Source organism: Pseudomonas saxonica, from assembly GCF_007858365.1.
Taxonomy (GTDB): Bacteria; Pseudomonadota; Gammaproteobacteria; order Pseudomonadales; family Pseudomonadaceae; genus Aquipseudomonas; species Aquipseudomonas saxonica.
In genome coordinates this window covers 504059-524732 of record NZ_VFIO01000001.1, presented here as the reverse complement: position 1 = coordinate 524732, position 20674 = coordinate 504059, and the positions used below count along the sequence as shown (strand labels likewise).

The following is a 20674-nucleotide window of genomic DNA, read 5'->3' as shown; positions in this document are numbered from 1 at the left end:
CTCGCAAGGCGGTAGGGACTCTGCGCGAATGCACAGCGCCCCAACGTATTAGTTGTTCGCGGGTGGCGATGTCGCAAGTGGCCGCACCAATAGACAGAGACCGGGGTGCGGTTCTGCCTATTGCCACAACACTAATGGCCCACGGGGTCAGACAAGCGCCTGTTTTTTCGAGGCGTTGGTATGGGGTGCTAGATGCCGGTTAGGGTTGCCGGCATTGTGCAATGTGAGCTCTGCGATGATTTCTGCGGCCAGTTGCTCATCTTTTTTATCCTCCACGCTGTCTTGAGCTGAAACCTTGAGCCAAGGCGCGTACAGCGCACGCGTTTGCACAGTGATGAGCCCGCAGTCATCGAGGGTTTTGGCATTGCGTCGGAAGATGGCTTCGAAAAAAGGGTTTCTGGAATGCTCAGCCAGTATGAGTCCCTCCGGTTGCTCAAGGTTATAGGTGGCGCAGAGTGTCTGATAAGGGCCCGCATGCAAATACAACCCTTCCATGAGCTTGAAGCAGGCCAGCGCCTCTTCAGCCATGGCTTCAGAGTCCTGTGGGCTCATGAGAGGCAATTCTCTTTTAATCAGCATGCGCCCTGCTTTGTGGTGCTGGGCTTCGTCCGCCATGATCAAACGGGTGAGTCGGCGTAATAGGGGGTCATTCGCCGATCGTGCCGCGTAGCCCAGAGTTGCCAGCCCCAACCCCTCAAATACCACTTGCACACCGACGAACTTATTCTGCGGCACATCACCGTTCAGCAGGCGCATGATCGTTGCGCGGTAAGGCGGTGACAGTGGCAGCGGGGAAACGAAGCGCGACTGGATATACCGTTGAAAGCCGTGTTGATGGCGGCTTTCTTCGCGCGCCTGATTGATGGCGTACTCCACGGCGCCTGGATCATTCAGTTCATCGGCTTCTTTCAAACAAGTTAAAAACGCAGCCTGCTCGCCGTAATAGAACCCGGAGAGCATGCGATGAACTTGAAGGTTGGCGTACTTGATAAGTTCTTCGTCGGGCACGTGCCCCGCCAAGGCGTTGAGCTCAGGGAAGTGCTCCAGAGGCAGCAGGGGTTGTGTCATGTCAAAAGGTGTAGAGAAATCGATGTACTGCTTGTCGGAGGGGTCCCAGAACCTTCCTTGAGTACTGGCCACAAAGTGATCGAATAAAGAGGTTCTGCCCGTTAGATAGGCGATGTCCAGACGGTCCTCAAGAGACGGCGAGGGGGCAAACAGGGACTCTGGATTCATGCCAGTTGCTCCTGCTGTGAGGGCGTCAAGTCGTGCATGCCCTGGCGAGTTAACTGCGTGGTGGGCACGGCCACCGCGAGCATGCCGGTCAGTGTCAGTAGTAGCTCACCTGTCAGACGCGAGTAGCTGAAGTCGTAGCGGGCGCCTTTGTCACTTCGGCTAAGCAGAGTCGCCTGGCAAATGACACTTTCTCCCGGTGCAGGCAGCGCGTAAAGACGCAGGCTGCTCAGGTGCGTGGGCAACATGGGGGTCGTGGCATTTTGAGCGTTGTTCAACAGAATGGAAGTTTGCAAGCCTGAGTCGATCAAGGCAGGCGGCAACAGCTTTTCGCAGTTCAGGGGGGTCATGAGGACACTGATGTCCTGTTTGTCACCCACGCATGCCATGGCGATCCCTCTGTAAAGGGGGCCATAGCTGTAGCCGCATTGTTCAAAGTGTCGGTAGATGCTGGCGCTGTCCATGATCTGAGCATGGGCCAGGGACACGACAACAGGCGCTTGGGCGACCGGGGGCGAGAGGTCATATTCACCTGAACACAGCACATGACCACTGCGTTGGTCGACGATGCTGAACTTGCCGTCGGCATAGTTGAGATGCGCATCTTTAAGGCGAACCATCGGGCGATGCCAGCACACATTGTTCAACTGTCGTGCGCCGCTGGCTTCAGTCATCCAGGAAAGCGCGTAGGCCCCGGGGGCTATTCGCTGGCCGCCGACCTGGTGATGGCTGACGCTATCGGGCAGCGTCTCGGGTTCAGGGGTGGCTGGCCCTGTCTGCGCAGCCGATTGCGCGGGTGCCTGACTCAAGGCGAAGTGATGAGCGAGGGCAACAATGCTTGGGTATTGCTCGATCAGATCGGGTGGTTGAGGGCCGAATACCGCCGAGAATTGTTCGATGATGTTCAACGCTAATATTGAGTCCACACCGTAGTCTGCCAGTGAGGACTGCTGATCAATGTCTTGCGGCTCCAGCAGAATCACGTCGCCGATTATGGCTTTGAGGGTGTGGATAATGGCGTCATGATTCGGGTTGTCACTGTTATCGTGCGAGGCCGCCGGGGCAGGCTTCGCGCAGTCACTGAGGTGCGCCGCCAGTGCTTCAATGCTGGTATGTCGCTCCAGAATGTCGGCGGGTTGTGGCCCGAACTCAGCGGATACGGTGTCGAGTATCTGCATGGCCAAAATGGAGTCGACACCATATTCAGCCAAAGGCGCCTGTCTATCCAGGTCGGCGGCGTCGAGCAAAATCACCTCGCTGATAATTGCACTCAGGCGATCGGCGATGACGGCGCTGCTCGCGAGCGTGTTCTCAGCCTTTGGCGTGGTATGCGTCTCTGTCGGGCGCAGTTTGGAGCTGATGATGAGTTGAGCACTTTCGTTGCCATGGGCAATGACGTGATTGAAGCCATTGGTCAGCAGCGCATGGCGCCAATTGTCTTCATTCAACAATGGGCTGTCGGTGATTCTGCTGACGGTCGAATCGTCGTTCGGCCACCATCCGTCAATGATGCCAAAGGCGATGGTCAGTACGTCGTGCCTGTAAATGGTTTCATTGAGCATCAACAGGCCGTCATCTTTAAGGACTGCGGCCAGACGTTGTAATACGTTGCCCACAGGCGCGACGGCATGCATCACGTTGGAGGCAATGATGATGTCGTACTCGTGCAGATCCTCTGGGAGGTTGACCGCATCTATCTGTCGATAGCGCATAAACGGATAGGCCGCGAACTCCTCGCTGGCCGATTTTTTAAACGCTTCTGAAGCATCGCTGTAGCAATACTCGGCGACGTGGTTGGCGATTATCGGCAGGATCACTCGCGGCGTTGATCCCGTACCGGCGCCAATCTCCAGAATTCTCAGGGCATGGTTATTCGTCGTAGTGGCATGGCTGATGATGGCTTCGGCCGTATGGACGTTTAACAGCCGCGTCATTGGCATGCTGGTGTACCAGTTTTTCAACAGGCTGGCATCGCCCCGGGGGAAGAGGACTTGCAGCGCCGACATGCGATCACTGAGGACCGCGGGGTAGTGCGTCAGGCACTGTTCGAGCAGCGCCACGAGATTGCGTAGCTGAGGATAACGCTTGAGCAAAGCCTCTTGGTCCAGGCTGTGGGCGTCCGGTATTTGTTGCAGGGCATGCCATTGTTTTTCATGCCGAGATCCAATGGTCCACTCGTTGTTTCTGAGCACTTGATGCCAGCGATAGCGAGCATAGTCATCCAGTACGCTGGCTTGTTCATTGAGCGTGTCGTAAGGGATGGATTTGCTGTTGAGCAGTCGAGCGATGGTGTCCAGGGAGTGGATCATGGAAGGTGCTTCCTTATATTCAGAGATCAGGTGCTTAGGGAGGTCTTGAGAACGAATCAGGCGATCCGGATCGATATGGCGCAGCCTTAAGGATTTTTTCGATTGGCGCAGGCAAGCGACTTGTGGCCAGTCAGAGGCGAGGATGTGCGCAATCATCGGCATGGCCTGCTCGGGTTCTATCGAGCCAATTTGCAAGCGCAGCATCTTGCGTTGATAGGCTTCATCCGCGACAACGCCGACGCTCCCCCAGTAACCCCAGTTAATGACGCGGGCGGGGATTGACAGCACCGACTCGAAGAGATCGGCCAGTGCATCGGTACACAGGCAACCCGCGGTGTAGTTGGCTTGGCCCGGGTAAGCGATGTAGGACTGGATGGAAGAAAAAAACGTGACGAAGCTCGGCAATTGTTGGCGTTGGCGCAGCGCTTGGAGCAACTGATAGCCGCCATGAACTTTCGGCTGCAGCGACTGCAAGAGCTGAGCGCACGTCATGTTTTCAAAAGAAGCGTCGGCCAGGTTCAGGGCTGAGTGGTAAATGCCGTCCAGCAATGGATAGCGGGCCAGAACCCTTGCCAGGGCGCCTGGCTCACTGATGTCGCATTGCTCATGGCAGGGATTGGCGCCCAACCCCACCAGTTCGTGCAGCAGCGATTCATTGGCCACGGATCGACTGACCAATACAAGGGTGGCCTTGTATTCCTTGGCCAGGTACTTGGCCAATTCGGCGCCGATACCGCTGCGCCCACCGATAATCAGGTAGGTCGCACCTTCGACATAGGGGGAGGGGCGTGTTTGTAACTGTGCTTTAACCAGAGTGGCGCTCCAGCAGGCGCCATTGCCAATACCCAGGGTGGCGCCGTTGGGGTTTGTCGGGCGGGTAGTGAGCGCACTGTCAATGTGCAACTGATCGAATTGCGCAAGGGAGTAAAGGGCTACAGGCAGGCGTGTCGTTTCTTTTGCAAAGCCGTGGGCCAACCCCAGATAGACCGCATCCAGTGGATGACGGACCCGAGGGTATGCGGATTCGCAGCGAATGGCGGCCAGCGTCAGTACGCTGATGCGCTGGCAATTACTCTTGGCCAGACGTTGTAAAAGCTCGATGAACCGGCTGTGGTTCGTGTCGTCCACGCCGTCGTGCCACAGGCTTTTGACGACGATCACGCACGCGTAGGGCTGCCCCTGATCTTCGCAGTGGTTAAGGCGCATGGTCGCTTGCTGCGAGCCAAACTCCAGCAGTTCGTCGAACCGCGAGCAACTGCCTTTAAGGCAGGAGGCCTGACCTGCCGGGCAGAAGTAAAGCGTGGTTATGCTCTGGCTGGCGATGTCCGTTGCCAAAGCATGTGCGTGCCACTGCATGACAAAAGCGTGAGGCTGGTCGGGAATCTCCCTGTCATCTGAAATGGCGGCGGGGCTAACGTGGGTCATAGAGGTATCTGCTTGTCGAACCAATGGTCTTGCTCCGAAAAAGGGTACTCAGGCATGGCAATCACACGGGCGCGCCCTGCGGGGAAAACGGTGCGCCAGTCAGGGGTGTTTCCCGCCATATAGCTCAAACGCAATGGCTCAAGGTAGGGGTGTCGGGCAGGGCTGTCCGCAGCTTGGGGACTGGCACCCAGTTGGTGTATCAGTTGGCTGAGACTGCTGGCGGTAAACGCCATTCGATAGCGCATGTGCTCTCGGCAAAAAGCCAGGTTGGCGGCGATTGCGAGTCGATGTTCCGGGCTGTCGTTCTGTTTGCTCAACCATAAGCACAGCGCGCTGCGCAAGGCCTGCAGGCTGGCAGTGCTGTGAGCGGAAATAACGTAAAGCAACGCCGTGTCCGCGGGCGGGATACTGGATTCGCAAGACGCCAGTGGCGCGTGTTCGACCACGATATGGGCGTTATGACCGCCAAAGCCGAAACTGCTGATTCCGGCGACTCGATCCCCTGCATCGGGCCACTGCACGGTGCTGTCGGGCAGAAAGAAATGCGGCGCCAGTTGCTCAAGCGGCGTACTGCCGGCAATCACTGTGCTCATGGGAATGGCGTTGTGCTTGAGCGCCAGCACGACTTTGATCAGTGAGGCCAGCCCGGCACTGGCCTCGCAGTGCCCGATATTGTTTTTGAGGGTGCCCAGTGCAATCGGTGGCCCGCCTCGGGTTTTAAAACGGTTCCATGTGTCATTGAGGGCGCCCAGTTCGATTCGGTCGCCCAGTAGCGTGCCGGTGCCATGGGGCTCCAGATACCCGACGCGATGGATCAGTTCCTCGTCGTACAGGCTGCTGAGCAATCGGGCTTGAGCGTCACCGCTTGGGGCCGTCAGGGAGGCGGTACGGCCTGAATGATTTTCGCCATAACCACTGATAAGCCCCAGGATGGGGTCTTTATCGCGCACCGCGTCGCAGTGCCTTTTGAGCATAAAAGTCGCCGTGGCTTCGGCGCGTACATAACCATTGGCAGCGCTGCTAAAAGCCGCGCAGGTATAGGTAGGAGATAAAAACCCGCCCAGAGCCAGTGCGTTATTGGCCCTCTGATCCATCAGCAGATTGCTGGCGCCGACAATGGCGGTGTCGCAGGTGTTATCGCGCAAATCCGAACACGCCCGAATCAGCGCTGCGAATGAGCTGGAGCAGGCTGTATCGATGGTGATTGAAGGACCGTGCCAATCAAAAAAGTGTGATAGCCGATTGGACAACATGGCCGCTGACGCACCTTGCAGCCAATGGCTTTGAACGTCGGCCTGCTGTTGAACGCGCAATGCCTGGTAATCCATGCCCGTTGCCGCGATGTAACACCCGGTGCGGGTACCCGCCAACTGTTGTTGCGTGTAACCGGCATGTTGCAAGGTGCACCACACGGCTTGCAGCAGACGCCGTTGGCGTGGATCGATCTGTGCGGCTTCGCGAGGCGAGATGCGGAACAACCCGTGGTCAAAGCCTGCGATGTTGTCGATAAAACCGGCACGAAAGTCAGCGTTCAGAAACGTCCGTGTGTGCGCACTGATCGCGCAGGCGCCGTCCAGTTGCTGCTGCCAAAACTGGTTAAGGTCACGGGCACCCGGTAATTGGCCGTGCATCGCAATGATTGCGATTTTTTGCCCGGTGAGTAGGGCGTCCACTACAGGTGGCAGCAACGGGGGCGGCATATCCGCCTGGGAGCCTGAAAGTTTACTCAACAGCCCTTGGGGGCTGATGGCCGATATGATCTGGGCGGCGCTGATTGCCAGGTTATGTTGATGGGTCAGGCACCACGACAGGTGGTTGAGGGAGACAGAGTTGATACCGGACCAGCCAAACGGCAAGGTCGGATCTTCCACTTCGATGTTGAGCGCCTGAGTGATGATGGCGCTTAATTGCGGCCATGTGAGCGTGGCCTTGGCGTCAGTCTGCAGTTCAGGCGTCAGCTGGGTGGGAGCGGCGGCACGTCGGGTGTCATGAAGCGCGGTCAAGGTGTGCACATTGCGTCGATCAAGCTTGCCATGTGCAGTGCGGGGCAAGTGGGCAACGCCAATCAGTCGTTGCGGAATGGCGTAGCCGGACAGTCGCCCGTAGAGGCGTTGTGTCAGTTCACGCAGATTCGGTTGCCAGTCCGGTACCGCTGCGTAGTACGCACACAGATGCGGCGAGGGTAATGGGTTGAGTGCTGCGAGCCATTGGGTTTGCGGCGCGAACTCGTGGAGGGCCTGTTCGATTTCGGTCAAATCAGCGCGCTGACCCGAGACCTTGATCTGAGTGTCACTGCGACCGATGAAAAACAACTGACCATTGCCGTCATGGCGAACCGTATCGCCCGTTCTATACAGCCTGGCGTGGCTATCTGTGGCCTCTATAAAACCTTGTTGATCGCTCTCAAGATAACCGGCAGCGAGGGCAGTTCCGGCGATCACCAGCTCGCCGGGGACCCCGGCAGGCACTGACTCAAGTTGCTCGTTCAGTACATAAAAACGACTGCCCTGCACGGGCGCGCCCAAGGTCAAGTGCTGAGGGTCGGTAATTCGTGAAGCCGATGCCCATATTGTGGCCTCTGTCGGCCCATAGAGGTTGTAGACAACCTGGCCCTGAGACAGCAAATACTCGGCGCATTGTGCCGTCAACGGCTCGCCTCCCACCCAGCAGCGTAATGTCTGCTGTGACCGCCAGCCGCTGGCTTGAAGCGCGAGCCATGTGCTGGGGGTTGCTTGAACCACCGTGGCCCGGCAGGAATCAATCAACTGGCCCAGAGCGTGGCCATCACGTCGCACGCTGTCGTGTGCAATGACCATGCTGGCACCTGCCAGCAGGGGCAATAGAAGCTCCAGCAGAGAGATATCAAAGCTGATCGGTGCCAATGCGAGCATCCGGTCCCGATCCTGCAGACCCGGGAAATTACGCATTGAGGCCAGCACGTTGAACAGGCTCGACTGGCGCACGATCACGGTCTTGGGCGTGCCGCTGCTGCCCGAGGTGGTTATCCAATAGGCGTCATGATCGGTCTGGCATTCAATGTTCGGCTGCCAGCCATCAGGAACTGGCTGAGCCTTGGCCTCTGACGGAGTGACCAACGTTTTGTCCGGGTGCCTCGCCTGCAACTGATCCCGGCTGGTCTCATCGCACACAATCAGCGTGCATCCCAAGCGATTGATTTGTTCATCAACACGTGTCGCGTCATTGTCGGTGGCGATTGGCATGAAAGGCATGCCATTGGCCAGCAACGCCAAGAGGCTGACAGGCAGGTCAGTGGATCGTCCCAAGTGCAGTGCCACGGGGCGTAGGGTGTGATGTGGTTGCAGGGTAAAGGCCAGCGCCCGTGTGGCGCTCAGGACCTGCTGATAGCTGAGGTGTCCGTCTGGTCCACTGATAGCCATTTTCGCGGGTTGCTTCAGGGCATGACGGGTGACGGCGGCCAGCGGGTGTTCCTTGGCCGCGATGGCCGCTTCGGTGCAAGAAACAGGTGCGCGAGCATGGGTGACACTGAATTCGCCAAGGCTGCGGCTCGGGTTGTCAATCATCCAGCGCAGCGCGACTAGCCAGTGGTGGGCGAAGTCGTTGATGCGTGAAGGGTCGGTTCCGTGACTCGCGCATTCAAACATTAAGCGCGCTCGATCATCACTGACATTAATGGCCACGCAGAGGTCTGCGTTGGAGGCCCCGGCCAGTTCGGCTACCAGTCGGCTGGGCTTGCCTTGCAGTTGCGGTGTGAGGATGGGGAGCGCGCCTTCGGCACTGGTCACCATGACATTGAACGGGCGCGTAAATACGTCGGTAAACGGTGCTGACATCGCCGCAATATCGAGGCCATCAAACGCTTGATAAGGACGTGAAAGACGTCGCCATTGCTTGATATCCGCCAGCAGCTCGCTGACGGTCCGGGTGGGGTCATAGTCCACCATGCAGGGCAGGACATTGGTGTGGCAGGCCAGTGCTGAATCGGCTTCGGCAACCGAAACGGCATGTGCAATGAGTGGCCGGGTTTCAGTCGGTTGTCCTTTGAGGTAACTGCCCACAGTCATTAGCGTGCAGGCCAGCATCCATTGAAAAGGGGTGACGTGATGTTCTTGAGACGCGCGCATGAGCTCCCTGATGTCATGCCCCGTCAGTTCTCTGTGAATACGCAAATAGCTGGGTGGCAAGGTTTTGTGACTGATGCAGTGCTCCACAAAAGGCACGAATGCAGACAACTGACGCCCCTCGACCTGTTGTTGCCAGAACGCTCGGGCTTCGGCGCAGGAAGAGGCGGGACTCAGATCAAGGGGCTGGCGCAGGCATTCAAGACTTGCCGGGTCATCCGAGTCAGTCAGCGTCTGCAGCAGATGACAAATGTCCCCGTACACAGCTGCATCCGTCACCAGATGACTGATGGCAATCCACAAGGTCGACGTGCCGTTAGCCTCGGTGCAGGTCCACCGATAGAGGGGACCGTTCTGATGATCAATCCGGGTCCAGTGTTCTGGTTCTGTTGCAGGCGGGCTCAAGCGCTGGTGATGCAAAAGAGGCTGTGCAATGCCCTCTGCATAAAATTTATAAAGCGTGCCTTCGATTTCGGTAAACCGGGCTAGCAGGTTGGGGTAATGGCGCTCTATGAGTACGTGCAAGGCGCCCTCGAGCTGGGTCAGGTCCAGGCTGCCCTGCACTTCAAAGGCGTAACGCAATATCAGCCGTGGATCATTGGGCGAGTTTCGAAACCAGCGCCAGATAAGACGCTCCGAAGTCGAGGCGGGCGTCATGAGAAATGCTCCAGCAACAGTGTATTGATGGCTCTTGAAGCGGTGATGGGCAACAAATGCCCGCCGGGTAATTGCCGGAGGCTGCAACGCTCATGGTTGCCCAATAAATCACGTTCTTGAGGGGTAATGCAGTGATCGTCAATACCGTGAATCACTAATGTGCAAGTGCTCAGTTCTGCCAAACGAGGCTGCACGTTGTAATCACGCAGCAGGAGGTAGTAGCGGTTCATGGCTTCTTTATTGGCCCCGGCCAATAACGCCAGTCGCGCGTCCTGCCGTGTGTCCAGTTGCAACGAAATGAATTCATCCCATTGCTCTATTTCATCCCTGAAAGCCCCGAGCATATGGGGAATGCTGTGCATGAACCGGGCTGAGCCTGAAATAAGGCACAGCTTGTCAAGCACACTGCTGTGATCAATGGCCAGGTGCAGGGCAATCGAAGCCCCCAGCGACCAGCCTACGCAGTGAACCGGTGTGGTTGCGTGGTGTTTTAGATACAGCGCTATGGCGTCTGCGATATCAGTCAGGGAAAAGTCCTGATCAGGCATGCTGTTGCCGTCATGCCCCGGGTAGCTGGGGATTAATAGGTTGAAGCCGTTGCGCTGCAAGAACGCTGTCTGACAATGCCATGCCCGCTTGGACACATTGGTTGGCGTGAGTAAGAGCACGGTAGGTCCGTCGCCCTGAAGGTGTTCCCAACTCAACAATGAATCGGAGGGGGTTACCAGGGGCGCAACCTGGCTGGGCGTGCTGCTGGTGGGCGCGGGAGCAGGTTGGCGCAGTGGGCCATTGAGGGCATCGAAGTGGCGGTTAGCAAAAGGAAAGGGCGGCAATGCGGTCAGGGATCGAACTGGATACAGCTGCGTCCAGCCAACGACATCCCCTTGCAAGTAAGCCTGGGCTGGCGTCAGAGCACGATTCTTTGAAGTTATTGAGGGTTGGCGCGAATCGTCAAAAGGGCCGTCGAGGGCTTTTACCAAAGCGCTGCGGGCCTCGCTCAGATCCCGCGCCTGGACACAGACCCGGAAGCGATGATGCTGACGTGCGCAACTCAATGTGTAGCCTAAGGCATACAGGCTGAGACTGGGGTGTGTGTCGATCCATTCGATTAACTGGGCCAGGCGCTTTTTCAATGACGCTGTCGTATGGGCCGATACGGGGAGCATCCATTGATGTGCTCCTTTCACCTCGTCAGGCATGGGCAGTGGCGGCGCACTTTGCAAGATGACATGGGCATTGGTACCACCGGCGCCAAACGAGTTGATCGCAGCCAAGCGCTGGCCTTGCCAGGATTGAGGCGTGGAAACGATTTCAAGATTGGCCTGCGGCAAATTCAGCTTAGGGTTGGCAGGGTGCGCGCCGACATTGGGCAGTAACATTTGATGTTGCAATTGCAACAGCACTTTGACGAGACCGGCCAGACCGGCCGCTGCCTCCAGATGTCCGATATTGCCTTTTATCGACCCGATGGGGAGCAAAGGGCGATCACTCCCTGAGTACACCTGCGCCAGACTGGCTATTTCAACCGGATCGCCCACAGGGGTTCCGGTTCCATGGCACTCCACATAACTGATCTGGCTGGCGTTGATGGCTGCACGTTCCAGGGCTGTGCGCATCACCCGCGCCTGCGCGTTGGCGTCCGGTACGGTGAAAGCCCCGGCACCCCCGTCCGAACCCACGGCGCTGGCACGGATAACACCCAATATAGGGTCGCCGTCAGCCTGAGCTTGCGCCACTGTTTTGATCACGACCGCGATGCTGCCTTCGCCCGCCATGTAACCGTCCGCCAGTGCACCGAAGGTATGGCAGCGACCCGTGCGGCTTAAATACCCGCCTTCACAAAGCAGTCTGAATTTACCGGAGCATGAATGAATGTTGGCGGCACCGACTACTGCCATGCGGCATTCACCCTGACGCAAAGCCGTGGCGGCTAAATGAAGAGCTACCAAAGAGCCAGAGCACATTGTGTCAACGCACAGGCTAGGCCCCGTGAGGTCAAGGCGATGGGAAATACGATTCGCGATCTGTGCGAATGAAGTACTGAAAGCAGACGTGTTTTCACCCAGGTTTTGATAGTGCGAGTACATGGCTGCGGTATATACACCTACATCGCCATGGGGATCTTGAAAATACCCACTGTTTTCAAGGGCGTGATACGTCGTCTGTAGGAGCCTGCGTTCTTGAGGGTCGCTGTAAAGGGCTTGAACAGGGGCCATCGAAAAAAAACCGGGATCGAAGCCGTGCGCGTTTTCGATAAAAGCAGCATGGCGGCTATAGCCGGTTGACTCATCATCGGGCCAGCGCTGTGTTAGGGAAAAAGGCGTAGAAACAAATGCTTTTTCAAATAGAAGTGCCCATAAGTTATCGGGGGTACTTGCCCGTGGAAATTCACCGGCCATTGCAGTAATGGCAATATCAGAAGCGCGCAGGTCTAAGTCGGGAACATTGATCATGGAGAATCTCGTTGAAAGAAACGTATCAAACAATCGGGATATTGAGTGCGCAAGTTGCGGTAGAGCGTGCAAGTCCTTCTGGGGGGCAGATTGTAGTTTGAATTAGATTCTTTGCTCTAAAAAGTAAGATAAGATTTTATGTTTGTAGGAGAATTCTTGTAGTTGCGTGGTATTTAAAACATGGTGTTTGATTTGAGTATTTGGACGCGTTTGTATGTTTCAGAATATAAGTCTTGGATAATATGAGTGTTTATAGGGGGTGGTAGAGCGGGGATGTTTAAAGGGGGTGGCTGTGATGATTAATGTTTATATCAAATTTATTGACTGTTTGGAGTGAGCGTTAATATTGATGGGGCTTTTAACATGCATAAAAAACCCCGTAATCCCTGTGGAGCGATCAATATCGCTTCACAGGGAAAGCACTTTACTTAGCGCCACAAATTGACTTTGGCCAAATCAATCAGCTCGCGCGCACGGCCATCCATCACGGTTTTGAGCATAAACAGACTGAAGCCTTTGGCCTGTTCAAAGGTTTTGCTCGGTGGCATCACCAACTCCTGTCGGGCACTCACGACATCCACCAGCACCGGGCCGTCATGGCTGAAAGCCTCACGCAACGCCCCTTCGAGTTCTGCGGGATGTTCGACCCGAATGCCCTTGACCCCCATCGCCTCAGCCATGGCTGCAAAATTGGGGTTCTTAAGATCACAGCCCACATCAGGAAAGCCCGCAGCTTTCATTTCCATCTCGACAAACCCCAGCGTGCCGTTATTGAGCACGATCACCTTGACCGGCAAGCCCACCTGACTGAGGGTCAGAAAATCACCCATCATCATGGTGAAACCACCATCCCCCGACATGGAAATTACCTGCCGGAACGGGAAGGCCGCCTGAGCACCAATCGCCTGCAACATCGCATTGGCCATCGAACCGTGATTGAACGAGCCGACGAGTCGCCGCTTGCCATTCATCTTCAAATAGCGGGCAGCCCAAGCGGTGGGCGTGCCCACATCACAGGTGAAAATCGCATCTTCCGTGGCCAGTTCACTGACCAGGCGATTGAGGTATTGCGGGTGAATGATCGAGCTCTCAGGCCCGCTCTCGGCCAGCGCGTCGAGGTCTTGGCGGGCGACTTTGTAGTCGTCGAGTGCTTTGTCCAGATGCTCGCGGTCAGGGTTTTGGTCGACCTTGGGCAACACTGCCTGCAATGTCAGCTTCACATCGCCGATCAGGCCCAATTCCAACGGGCAGCGGTTGCCCAGCGCTTCGGGGCGCAGATCGATTTGTGCGATATAACCGTGCTCCGGGTAAAACTGGCGATAGGGAAAATTAGTGCCGAGCATCAGCAGCGTGTCACAGCTCATCATTGCCTTGTAGCCCGAGGCGAAACCGATCAGCCCGGTCATGCCGACGTCGTAGGGGTTGTCGTACTCGACATGTTCCTTGCCGCGCAAGGCATGCACGATTGGCGCATTCAGGCGTTCGGCCAGTGCCAGAATTTCGGTGTGGGCACCTGCGCAACCTGCGCCGCACAGCAGGGTGACCTTTTTGCCGTTATTGAGAAACGACGCTAATTGGTCGATATCACTCAGAGTGGGGCAAATCAGCGGTTGGGTAGGGGTTATCCAGTTAGGCACTTTGGCCTCGGTGGCTTGCAGCGCAACGTCTCCGGGAATCACCACCACCGCCACGCCGCGTTTAGCGATGGCCACGCGCATGGCGCGTTCAAGAATTTGCGGTAACTGCTCGGCATGGGATACCAGCTCGACGTAATGGCTGCACTCCTTGAACAGGCTTTCGGGGTGCGTGGCCTGAAAATAATCGATGCCGATTTCACTGCTGGGGATATGTGCGGCCAACGCCAGCACGGGCACACCGCTGCGGTGCGCGTCGAACAGACCATTAATCAAATGCAAGTTACCTGGCCCGCAACTGCCGGCACAGACTGCCAGTTCGCCAGTCAAATGCGCTTCGGCACCGGCGGCAAAGGCCGCTGACTCCTCGTTGCGCATATGAATCCATTCAATCTGCTGCTGACGGCGCAGTGAGTCGGTGAAGGCATTCAATGAATCGCCCACGACGCCAAACACACGCTTTACCCCTGCTTGCTGCAAGGTTTCGGTGATGAAATCGGCAACCGTTCTGCTCATGGGGGGAGGCTCCTTGAAGTGGGAAATCGGGTGGCTTGAGTCAGGTTGAAAACCGTTGCCAAGCAGGATAGACACTGCATGCGACCCCATCGGTTTTTAAAACGTTCGATGAAGATGTGTTCATGTCACACCTACCGTTCGTGGTGAAGGAGATCAGCGGATGTAACCGGGCGTTACACCGCATAAGAAAAGAGAAGACGAGAATTATTTTAAATACAGAGAATTCCTACATAAAAGTAATGAGTTCTCCGCTAGCTTGCGTTCTTTAACCAGGGGGGAACAGCAAATGGCAAGTCACGGTTACATGAGCATTTCGGGCAAAAGCCAAGGCCTGATCTCGGCAGGCTGTTCCACTGCGGAGTCCATTGGCAATAAATGCCAAATCGGGCATCGCGATGAAGTCATGGTGCTCTCCTTCAATCACACCATGTTGAATCTGGGAAACCTCGACCGAGCCACTCATCAACCCATCGCGATCGTAAAAAACATAGACAAGTCGACCCCTTTGCTGGCGCAAGCCCTGACCAATAGAGAGATCCTTGAGTGCAAGATCAACTTTTACCGAACTTCGCCGATGGGCGTTCAGGAGCGTTTTTTTACCGTTGATATATCGGGTTGTATTTTGACAGAACTGACGCTAGTCATGCCCCATGCCACGTTGGAAAACGATGCCGACATTCAAGAAGTCATGGCTCTGAGTTATCGTGAGATTTGCTGGATGCATCATATCGCCGGCACCAGTGGCTACAGCAGTTGGGATGAGGACAAATGAGGCCTGATAAATCGCAGCATTCATTGGCAGACGATGAAGTGAGGGCGTTAGATCAGGCGGTGAATCTTTTGACGAATCAGGCCTGTACGGTTGGGATACAGCGACTTAAAAATTTGTCTGTTCGCTTGCAATTCAATCGAGACATAACGGAGTACACACGGGGTATTGTTCAGGACGTTTATAGCGGCAAGAAAAGCACCGCGCAGGGACTTGAAGCTATTAATAAACAAGGCAATGCATTGGTGAAACACACCTTAATGGACAAGGCGTTACTAGGCGTGGGGGTTGCGGCTGGAGGCATGCAAGTAGTTTTGGGTGGCGGCGTTTGTTATGTCTCGGCAGGTGGCTTATGTTTAGGCATAGGGGCGCCACTGATGCTTCAGGGTGGGAATAATATTTATGAAAACGGTCGTAATCTTTTATCGGGACGCTCCGATACACAGGGCCCCATACGAAAGGTCTATCACTCTGTAGCCAAAGCAGTGGGCGGGACAGAGCGAGAAGGCAATATTGCTTATGGTGTCGCGGACTTGGCAGGGTCTTTTTATGGTGCGGGAAGGTTGGTTCTGAAACCCGAATCCTGGAAACTATTTAGGTATGTTCGAGCTGATTATCTTAGAGGTTTACAATCTAGTAATCCTGGTAGCACAGCAGTGGGTCTGGTCTCGGATGCTAATAGTTTAATTGCCATTAAAGAGCAATGGGGTAGAGGCAATGAATAATGTCGTTTTTTATGTAGGTTTCGTTTTTTTTAGCATGCTGTTTTATCTTCCTTCATTTTGGGCGAGATTTGCGTACTCAGGAGGGGGTATAAGCTTACTAGGGCTACTGAGTATTGCTGTTTATAATATATTTTTTATAGGTGTTCATGTCCTTCATGCTAAGACAGGCTATTTGCCAGTCATCGATAAAAATACAAGTAATGGAGCGCAGTGGTTCTCTTTCTTTGTAGCTATGGCTTATGTATTTTCTCTCCCTGGGGCGAAGAAAAAATATATGTGGTTTACTCGCAAGTAGCATTGTTCTTCGGTGGGGTTTATGTTGTGATTTGGGTTTGAAAAACCATAGCAGGTAATGGAGCTTATACTTAGTCGAGTGGCTAATATCGTAACGGTTAAGGTGGTATGTGATGAATGGAAACGCGAGAAATGAATAATATGTTGTTTTACACAGGTATTGTTTTATTCAGTGTGGTTTTTTATTTACCTTCACTGTGGGCTACCTGTAAATGGTCCGGAGAGAATGTGACGCAGTTAAAGTTTTGGTCGGTGGTTTTATATAATTGCGTATTTGCATTTGTCCATATGTACTGAATGAGGTTTGGAGAGCTGGTTTTTATAGGCGCTGTTGATAATTTAGCGATGAGATGGTTTTTATCTTTTATGTTGCTTTTGTTTATGTTTACAGGGCCTGTATCGAAGCCTGTTAATTGTGGATTTTCAAAGCGGAAGCTTTGAGGGTGATGGATCTTGAGGTTTTCGGGTGCTTGAGCAAATGAATAGCTATTTATTCTATGTGGGTTTTGTTTTCCTTAGTTTAGTGTGTTACTTGCCTTCATTCTGGGCAACTTATGCATGGTCGGGAGAGAATAATAGCGCTCTCAAGTTTTACGGGGTCACAGTGGTTAATGTGTTTTTTATATTCATACATGTCTTCCATGCCAAGATAGGGTATCTACCCATTGTAGATAGATATACGAGTTATAGCATGCAGTGGTTCTCTTTCTTTGTAGCGTTGGCTTATATGTTTTCTGTCCCGGGGGCCAAGAAAAAATACATGTGGTTCACACGTAGAAAGCTTTGATTAGGCTGCGCCAACGAAGTGATATAAAGAGAATTGTCCGTATGTTTACCCAGAATGAACCTGAAGGTCGTAAATCCTGCATTTGATAAACCCTATAAATCGTGTGAGGCTGGGCATCCCCAATGCGGTGTGGTTGTGAGCATGGTTGTCAAAAAGGCTGAGTGTCCCAGTCCTGAATCGCCGCAGCGCCATGCGCTCCCTGCTGAGAGCTGCCTGGGTTTTCTTCTGCCCGCCCATAATCTCTGCCCCCTCCCTTCGAAACTGGCCTTCTGGGCTTTGTTCCACTGTCGACATGCCCGCCCGCCGGATACCCGTACCTTCCGTTAAGTCTTGAACGTCTGTTACCCCTCGGGGTTGCAGTCACGGCGTGCCTTTACGCCTTTCAGATATGAATTTACGAGTATTGCCATGAGTACCACGACTGCGTTTGCTGCCCTGCAAGAAGCCCAGAGTTTTCTGTCGGATAACCCTGATATCGAAATGTTCGAGCTGTTTATCCTCGACAACAACGGTGTGCCACGGGGCAAGTTGTTGCACCGCGATGAATTGCTGGAAATCTATAAGAGCGGGCGCCCACTGCCGAGCACTATCCTGGGCCTGGACATCAATGGCGATGATGTCGAAAACACCGGGCTGGTCTGGGACGTGGGCGATATTGACTGTCGCGCCTATCCCATCAGTTGCAGCTTGCAGCGCATGCCCTGGCGTTTGATACCCACGGCGGCGGTACAAGTCAGCATGCACCCGCAAGAAGGCATGCCGGCCACTGTGGCCGATCCTCGGCATCTGTTGTCCAAGGTTATCGAGGGGTTGAAGGCCGACGGCTATTACCCGGTAATGGCGGCTGAGTTGGAGTTTTATCTGCTGGATCGCCAGCGCGACAGCAATGGGCGACCGCAACCGGCACGGGACGTAGACGGTCAACGTCCGCGTGCCACTCAGGTGTACGGACTGCGAGAGCTGGAGCAAATCGAACCGTTTTTGGCGGATCTGTACAGCGCCTGCAAGCTGCAAGGGATTCCAGCCCGCACGGCCATTTCTGAATACGCGCCGGGGCAGGTGGAAATCACCCTTGAGCACCGCAACGACGCCTTGCAAGCGATGGATGAAGCCGTACGTTACAAGCGCCTGGTCAAAGGCGTGGCGCATAAACACGGGATGCTTGCCTGTTTTATGGCCAAGCCCTTTGATGACTTGGCGGGCACAGGCATGCATATGCACGTGAGCCTGGCCGATAAAGACGGCAACAACCTGTTCGCCAGTGAAGCGTCTGACGGCACACCCTTGCTGCGCCATGCCGTAGGCGGGATGCTCAGCACCTTGCTCGATTCATTGCTGATGTTTTGCCCGAATGCCAATTCGTACCGCCGTTTTCAGAGCAACAGCTATGCGCCGTTGGCCGCGACCTGGGGGGTCGATAACCGTACCGTGAGCCTGCGAGTTCCGGGAGGTCCGGCGTTTTCGCGGCATATCGAACACCGAATTTGTGGCGCTGACGCCAACCCCTATTTGGCGGCGGCTGCGATTTTGGCGGGAATCCATCGGGGTATCCGCGAAGAGCGTGATCCAGGTGCGCCGGTAGAAGGCAATGGCTATGCGCTGGCCAGCGAAAGGCTGCCGACCGATTGGTTGACCACCTTGCGGGCATTGGAAGCCTCGCATTGGGCGAAAGAAGCCTTTGGCCCTGAATTTCTGAAGGTTTATCTGGCGGTCAAAAATGCCGAGTATCGGCAGTTTATGGGGCAAGTGGGGGAACAGGATTGGCGTTGGTATTTGCATCAAGCGTAAGGGGGGAGGCTAGCGGCAAGCCTCAAGTAAGAGCGGATCGGCTTCTAGCGTGCAGCCAGATTTCCCGATCTGGCTTTTTCGTGACATTTTTTTCACTGGACCATGGTTAACCTGCTCGCAGAACATCAACAAACCTACGAGTCAGCGGGCATGTCCACTCAGCCACCGTCCACCTTTGAGCTTGAATTCGCCGAGCGCTATGGCCGCGAACATGCGCAGGTCTGCCGTGAAGTGCGCCCGCAAGGGTTGACCCGACGGTGGACCGCGTGGCGCGAAAATCAATTGGTACGTCGCGCCCTCAAGGTTGCCGGTGAACCGGGTCTGGTACTGGATATTGCTTGCGGCGCAGGGCGCTTCTGGCCTGTGCTGGCAGAACACGGCAATCGGGTGATTCTCGCTGCCGACTCTTCTCAGAGCATGCTCGATCATGCACAAACACATCATCCCGCGAGTTTGCTGGCCCGTATCAAGTTGTTCAAAAGCGCCGTGTTTTCTATCGACATGCCCGCTAACGCTGTAGACAGCATTTTTTGCATGCAGCTGTTTCACCACGTGCACAACGCTGAGCATCGTCTTGCCATCTTGCGCGAATTACACCGCGTGAGCCGCGATAGCCTCATCGTTTCGTTGTGTGTGGGACGTTCGTCGGAACTGCTCAATAACGCTCCACGGATTGTCGTACGCAAGGACGATGTGGAAGGGCAGTTTGCCGAAGCAGGTTTCAGCATCCTCAAACATTACGATGTGCTGCCCGGCCGCCGGCTGGGCAGTATTTATGTGTTAGTTAAAAAAGCCTAGTTCAAGGCGTTGAAGATTTTGTACGCCACTTCGATGCGTTCACTGTTGGGGTAATTTTTGTTGGCCAGGATCACCACGGCCTGTTTTTTAATGGGGATCAAGGCGATATAGCCACCAAAGCCAGAAGTTGACCCGGTTTTGTTCATCCATACAGCCTGTTGTGGCGCCATGGGCGGGTTCAGGGCCAGGGCGCCATTATTCTCGTAGGCCATTTTGTTTGAGTTGCCTGTCAGCAGGTTTTTCAGTGTGACCGGGTAGGGGTATTGCTCCCAGATCAAATCCTGGGTCATTGGCCCGATCTGGAAGTAGCCGGTGTGGGTCTGCGCAATGGCACGCTGGGTCTTGGGCTGGGGGTTACCCAGCCCAATGTTAAGTTCGGCAAAATGAATCAGGTCATGCACGCTGGTTTTCACGCCATAAGCTTCATTGGCCAGTACGCCGGGATTGACTCTTACCGGCTGGTCATCTGAGTTGTAGCCCTGTGCGTACAGCGACATTTTGGCCGCGGGTACCTGCAAGTAACTACTGCTCAGACCCAATGCCGGAAACAGGGTGTTTTCCATCGCTGCCACAAAAGGCTGGTTCATGCTTTTGGCCGCAATCATGCCCAGCATGCCAATGCTGGGGTTGGCATAGCTGCGCTGTGTGCCCGAAGGGTAGATGGGCTTCCAGGCTTTCAGGTAATCCATCAATTGCTGCTCGTTTTTCACGCGCTCGGGTACTTGTAACGGGAACCCACCCGCGGTGTGGGTTGCCAAATGCATGAGGAGGACTTTGCCGAAGGCACTGCCTTGCAGTTCAGGCAGGTATTTTTCGACGGGATCAGTGAGGGAAAGCTGGCCATTGGCCTGTGCATAGGCAGCCAAGGTGGCCGTAAACAGTTTGCTGATCGAGCCAACTTCAAACAGGGTGTCAGGTGTAACGGGTGCTTGGGTGGCTTTGGAGGCCACACCGAAGCTGTAGAACTGCTGGATGCCGTCATGGCTGACAGCAATCGCAAGGCCGCTAATGTCGTGAGCCTTCATGACCTCGGTGGCGGCTTGTTGCACGACGCTGTCCAAGGTTGCCGGCACAGCGTTTTCAGCGATGGCTGCACGGGTAAAAACACTGAGGCCAATCAGGGCGCAGGCGGCGAGTGACATTTTGGGGGGTGATAACATTCAGTTCATCCTCTTGTTTGTCGATC

The 20674-nt window shown here is 55.0% G+C and carries 11 protein-coding genes; 5 read left to right on the top strand and 6 right to left on the bottom strand.

Annotated elements, in window-relative coordinates:
* Positions 1-147 precede the first annotated feature (147 nt).
* The 5 genes from FJD38_RS02455 to poxB all read right to left on the bottom strand — a co-directional run bounded on the left by FJD38_RS02455 (position 148) and on the right by poxB (position 14327).
* Complete coding sequence (locus tag FJD38_RS02455) at positions 148-1236, bottom strand: ferritin-like domain-containing protein (RefSeq protein ID WP_146383820.1); 1089 nt, start codon at positions 1234-1236, stop codon at positions 148-150.
* Positions 1233-4967 (bottom strand): SDR family NAD(P)-dependent oxidoreductase, encoded by a 3735-nt coding sequence (locus FJD38_RS02450; RefSeq protein ID WP_146383819.1) that lies wholly within the window; start codon positions 4965-4967, stop codon positions 1233-1235. Before FJD38_RS02450 ends, FJD38_RS02455 begins: the two co-directional genes overlap by 4 nt.
* Entirely contained in the window at positions 4964-9724 is a 4761-nt protein-coding gene (locus FJD38_RS02445) for a beta-ketoacyl synthase N-terminal-like domain-containing protein (RefSeq protein ID WP_146383818.1), read from the bottom strand. The genes FJD38_RS02450 and FJD38_RS02445 overlap by 4 nt, the downstream gene beginning before the upstream one ends.
* On the bottom strand, positions 9721-12177 hold the full coding sequence (locus FJD38_RS02440; RefSeq protein WP_146383817.1) for an alpha/beta fold hydrolase: 2457 nt from the start codon (positions 12175-12177) through the stop codon (positions 9721-9723). The genes FJD38_RS02445 and FJD38_RS02440 overlap by 4 nt, the downstream gene beginning before the upstream one ends.
* Before the next feature lie 428 nt (positions 12178-12605).
* Positions 12606-14327: a ubiquinone-dependent pyruvate dehydrogenase gene (poxB, locus tag FJD38_RS02435; protein WP_122784444.1), complete on the bottom strand. Its 1722-nt coding sequence runs from the start codon at positions 14325-14327 to the stop codon at positions 12606-12608.
* A gap of 286 nt (positions 14328-14613) precedes the next feature.
* On the opposite strand from poxB, the gene FJD38_RS02430 reads away from it, so the two are divergent.
* From FJD38_RS02430 to FJD38_RS02410, 5 genes are all read left to right on the top strand, one after another.
* Positions 14614-15099 (top strand): Hcp family type VI secretion system effector, encoded by a 486-nt coding sequence (locus FJD38_RS02430; RefSeq protein WP_146383816.1) that lies wholly within the window; start codon positions 14614-14616, stop codon positions 15097-15099.
* Entirely contained in the window at positions 15096-15821 is a 726-nt protein-coding gene (locus FJD38_RS02425) for a DUF4225 domain-containing protein (RefSeq protein ID WP_146383815.1), read from the top strand. Before FJD38_RS02430 ends, FJD38_RS02425 begins: the two co-directional genes overlap by 4 nt.
* A complete protein-coding gene (locus FJD38_RS02420) occupies positions 15814-16116 on the top strand; it encodes a hypothetical protein (RefSeq protein WP_146383814.1) in 303 nt (100 codons plus the stop codon). Before FJD38_RS02425 ends, FJD38_RS02420 begins: the two co-directional genes overlap by 8 nt.
* Positions 16117-17310: 1194 nt before the next feature.
* A complete protein-coding gene (locus tag FJD38_RS02415) occupies positions 17311-18690 on the top strand; it encodes a glutamine synthetase family protein (protein ID WP_146383813.1) in 1380 nt (459 codons plus the stop codon).
* Between the two features lie 150 nt (positions 18691-18840).
* Entirely contained in the window at positions 18841-19488 is a 648-nt protein-coding gene (locus tag FJD38_RS02410) for a class I SAM-dependent methyltransferase (protein WP_122784450.1), read from the top strand.
* Here FJD38_RS02410 and ampC read toward each other — a convergent pair.
* Positions 19485-20648, bottom strand: a complete 1164-nt coding sequence (gene ampC, locus FJD38_RS02405; RefSeq protein ID WP_146383812.1) for a class C beta-lactamase — start codon at positions 20646-20648, stop codon at positions 19485-19487. The two genes, FJD38_RS02410 and ampC, sit on opposite strands and share 4 nt — an antisense overlap.
* Positions 20649-20674: the final 26 nt, after the last annotated feature.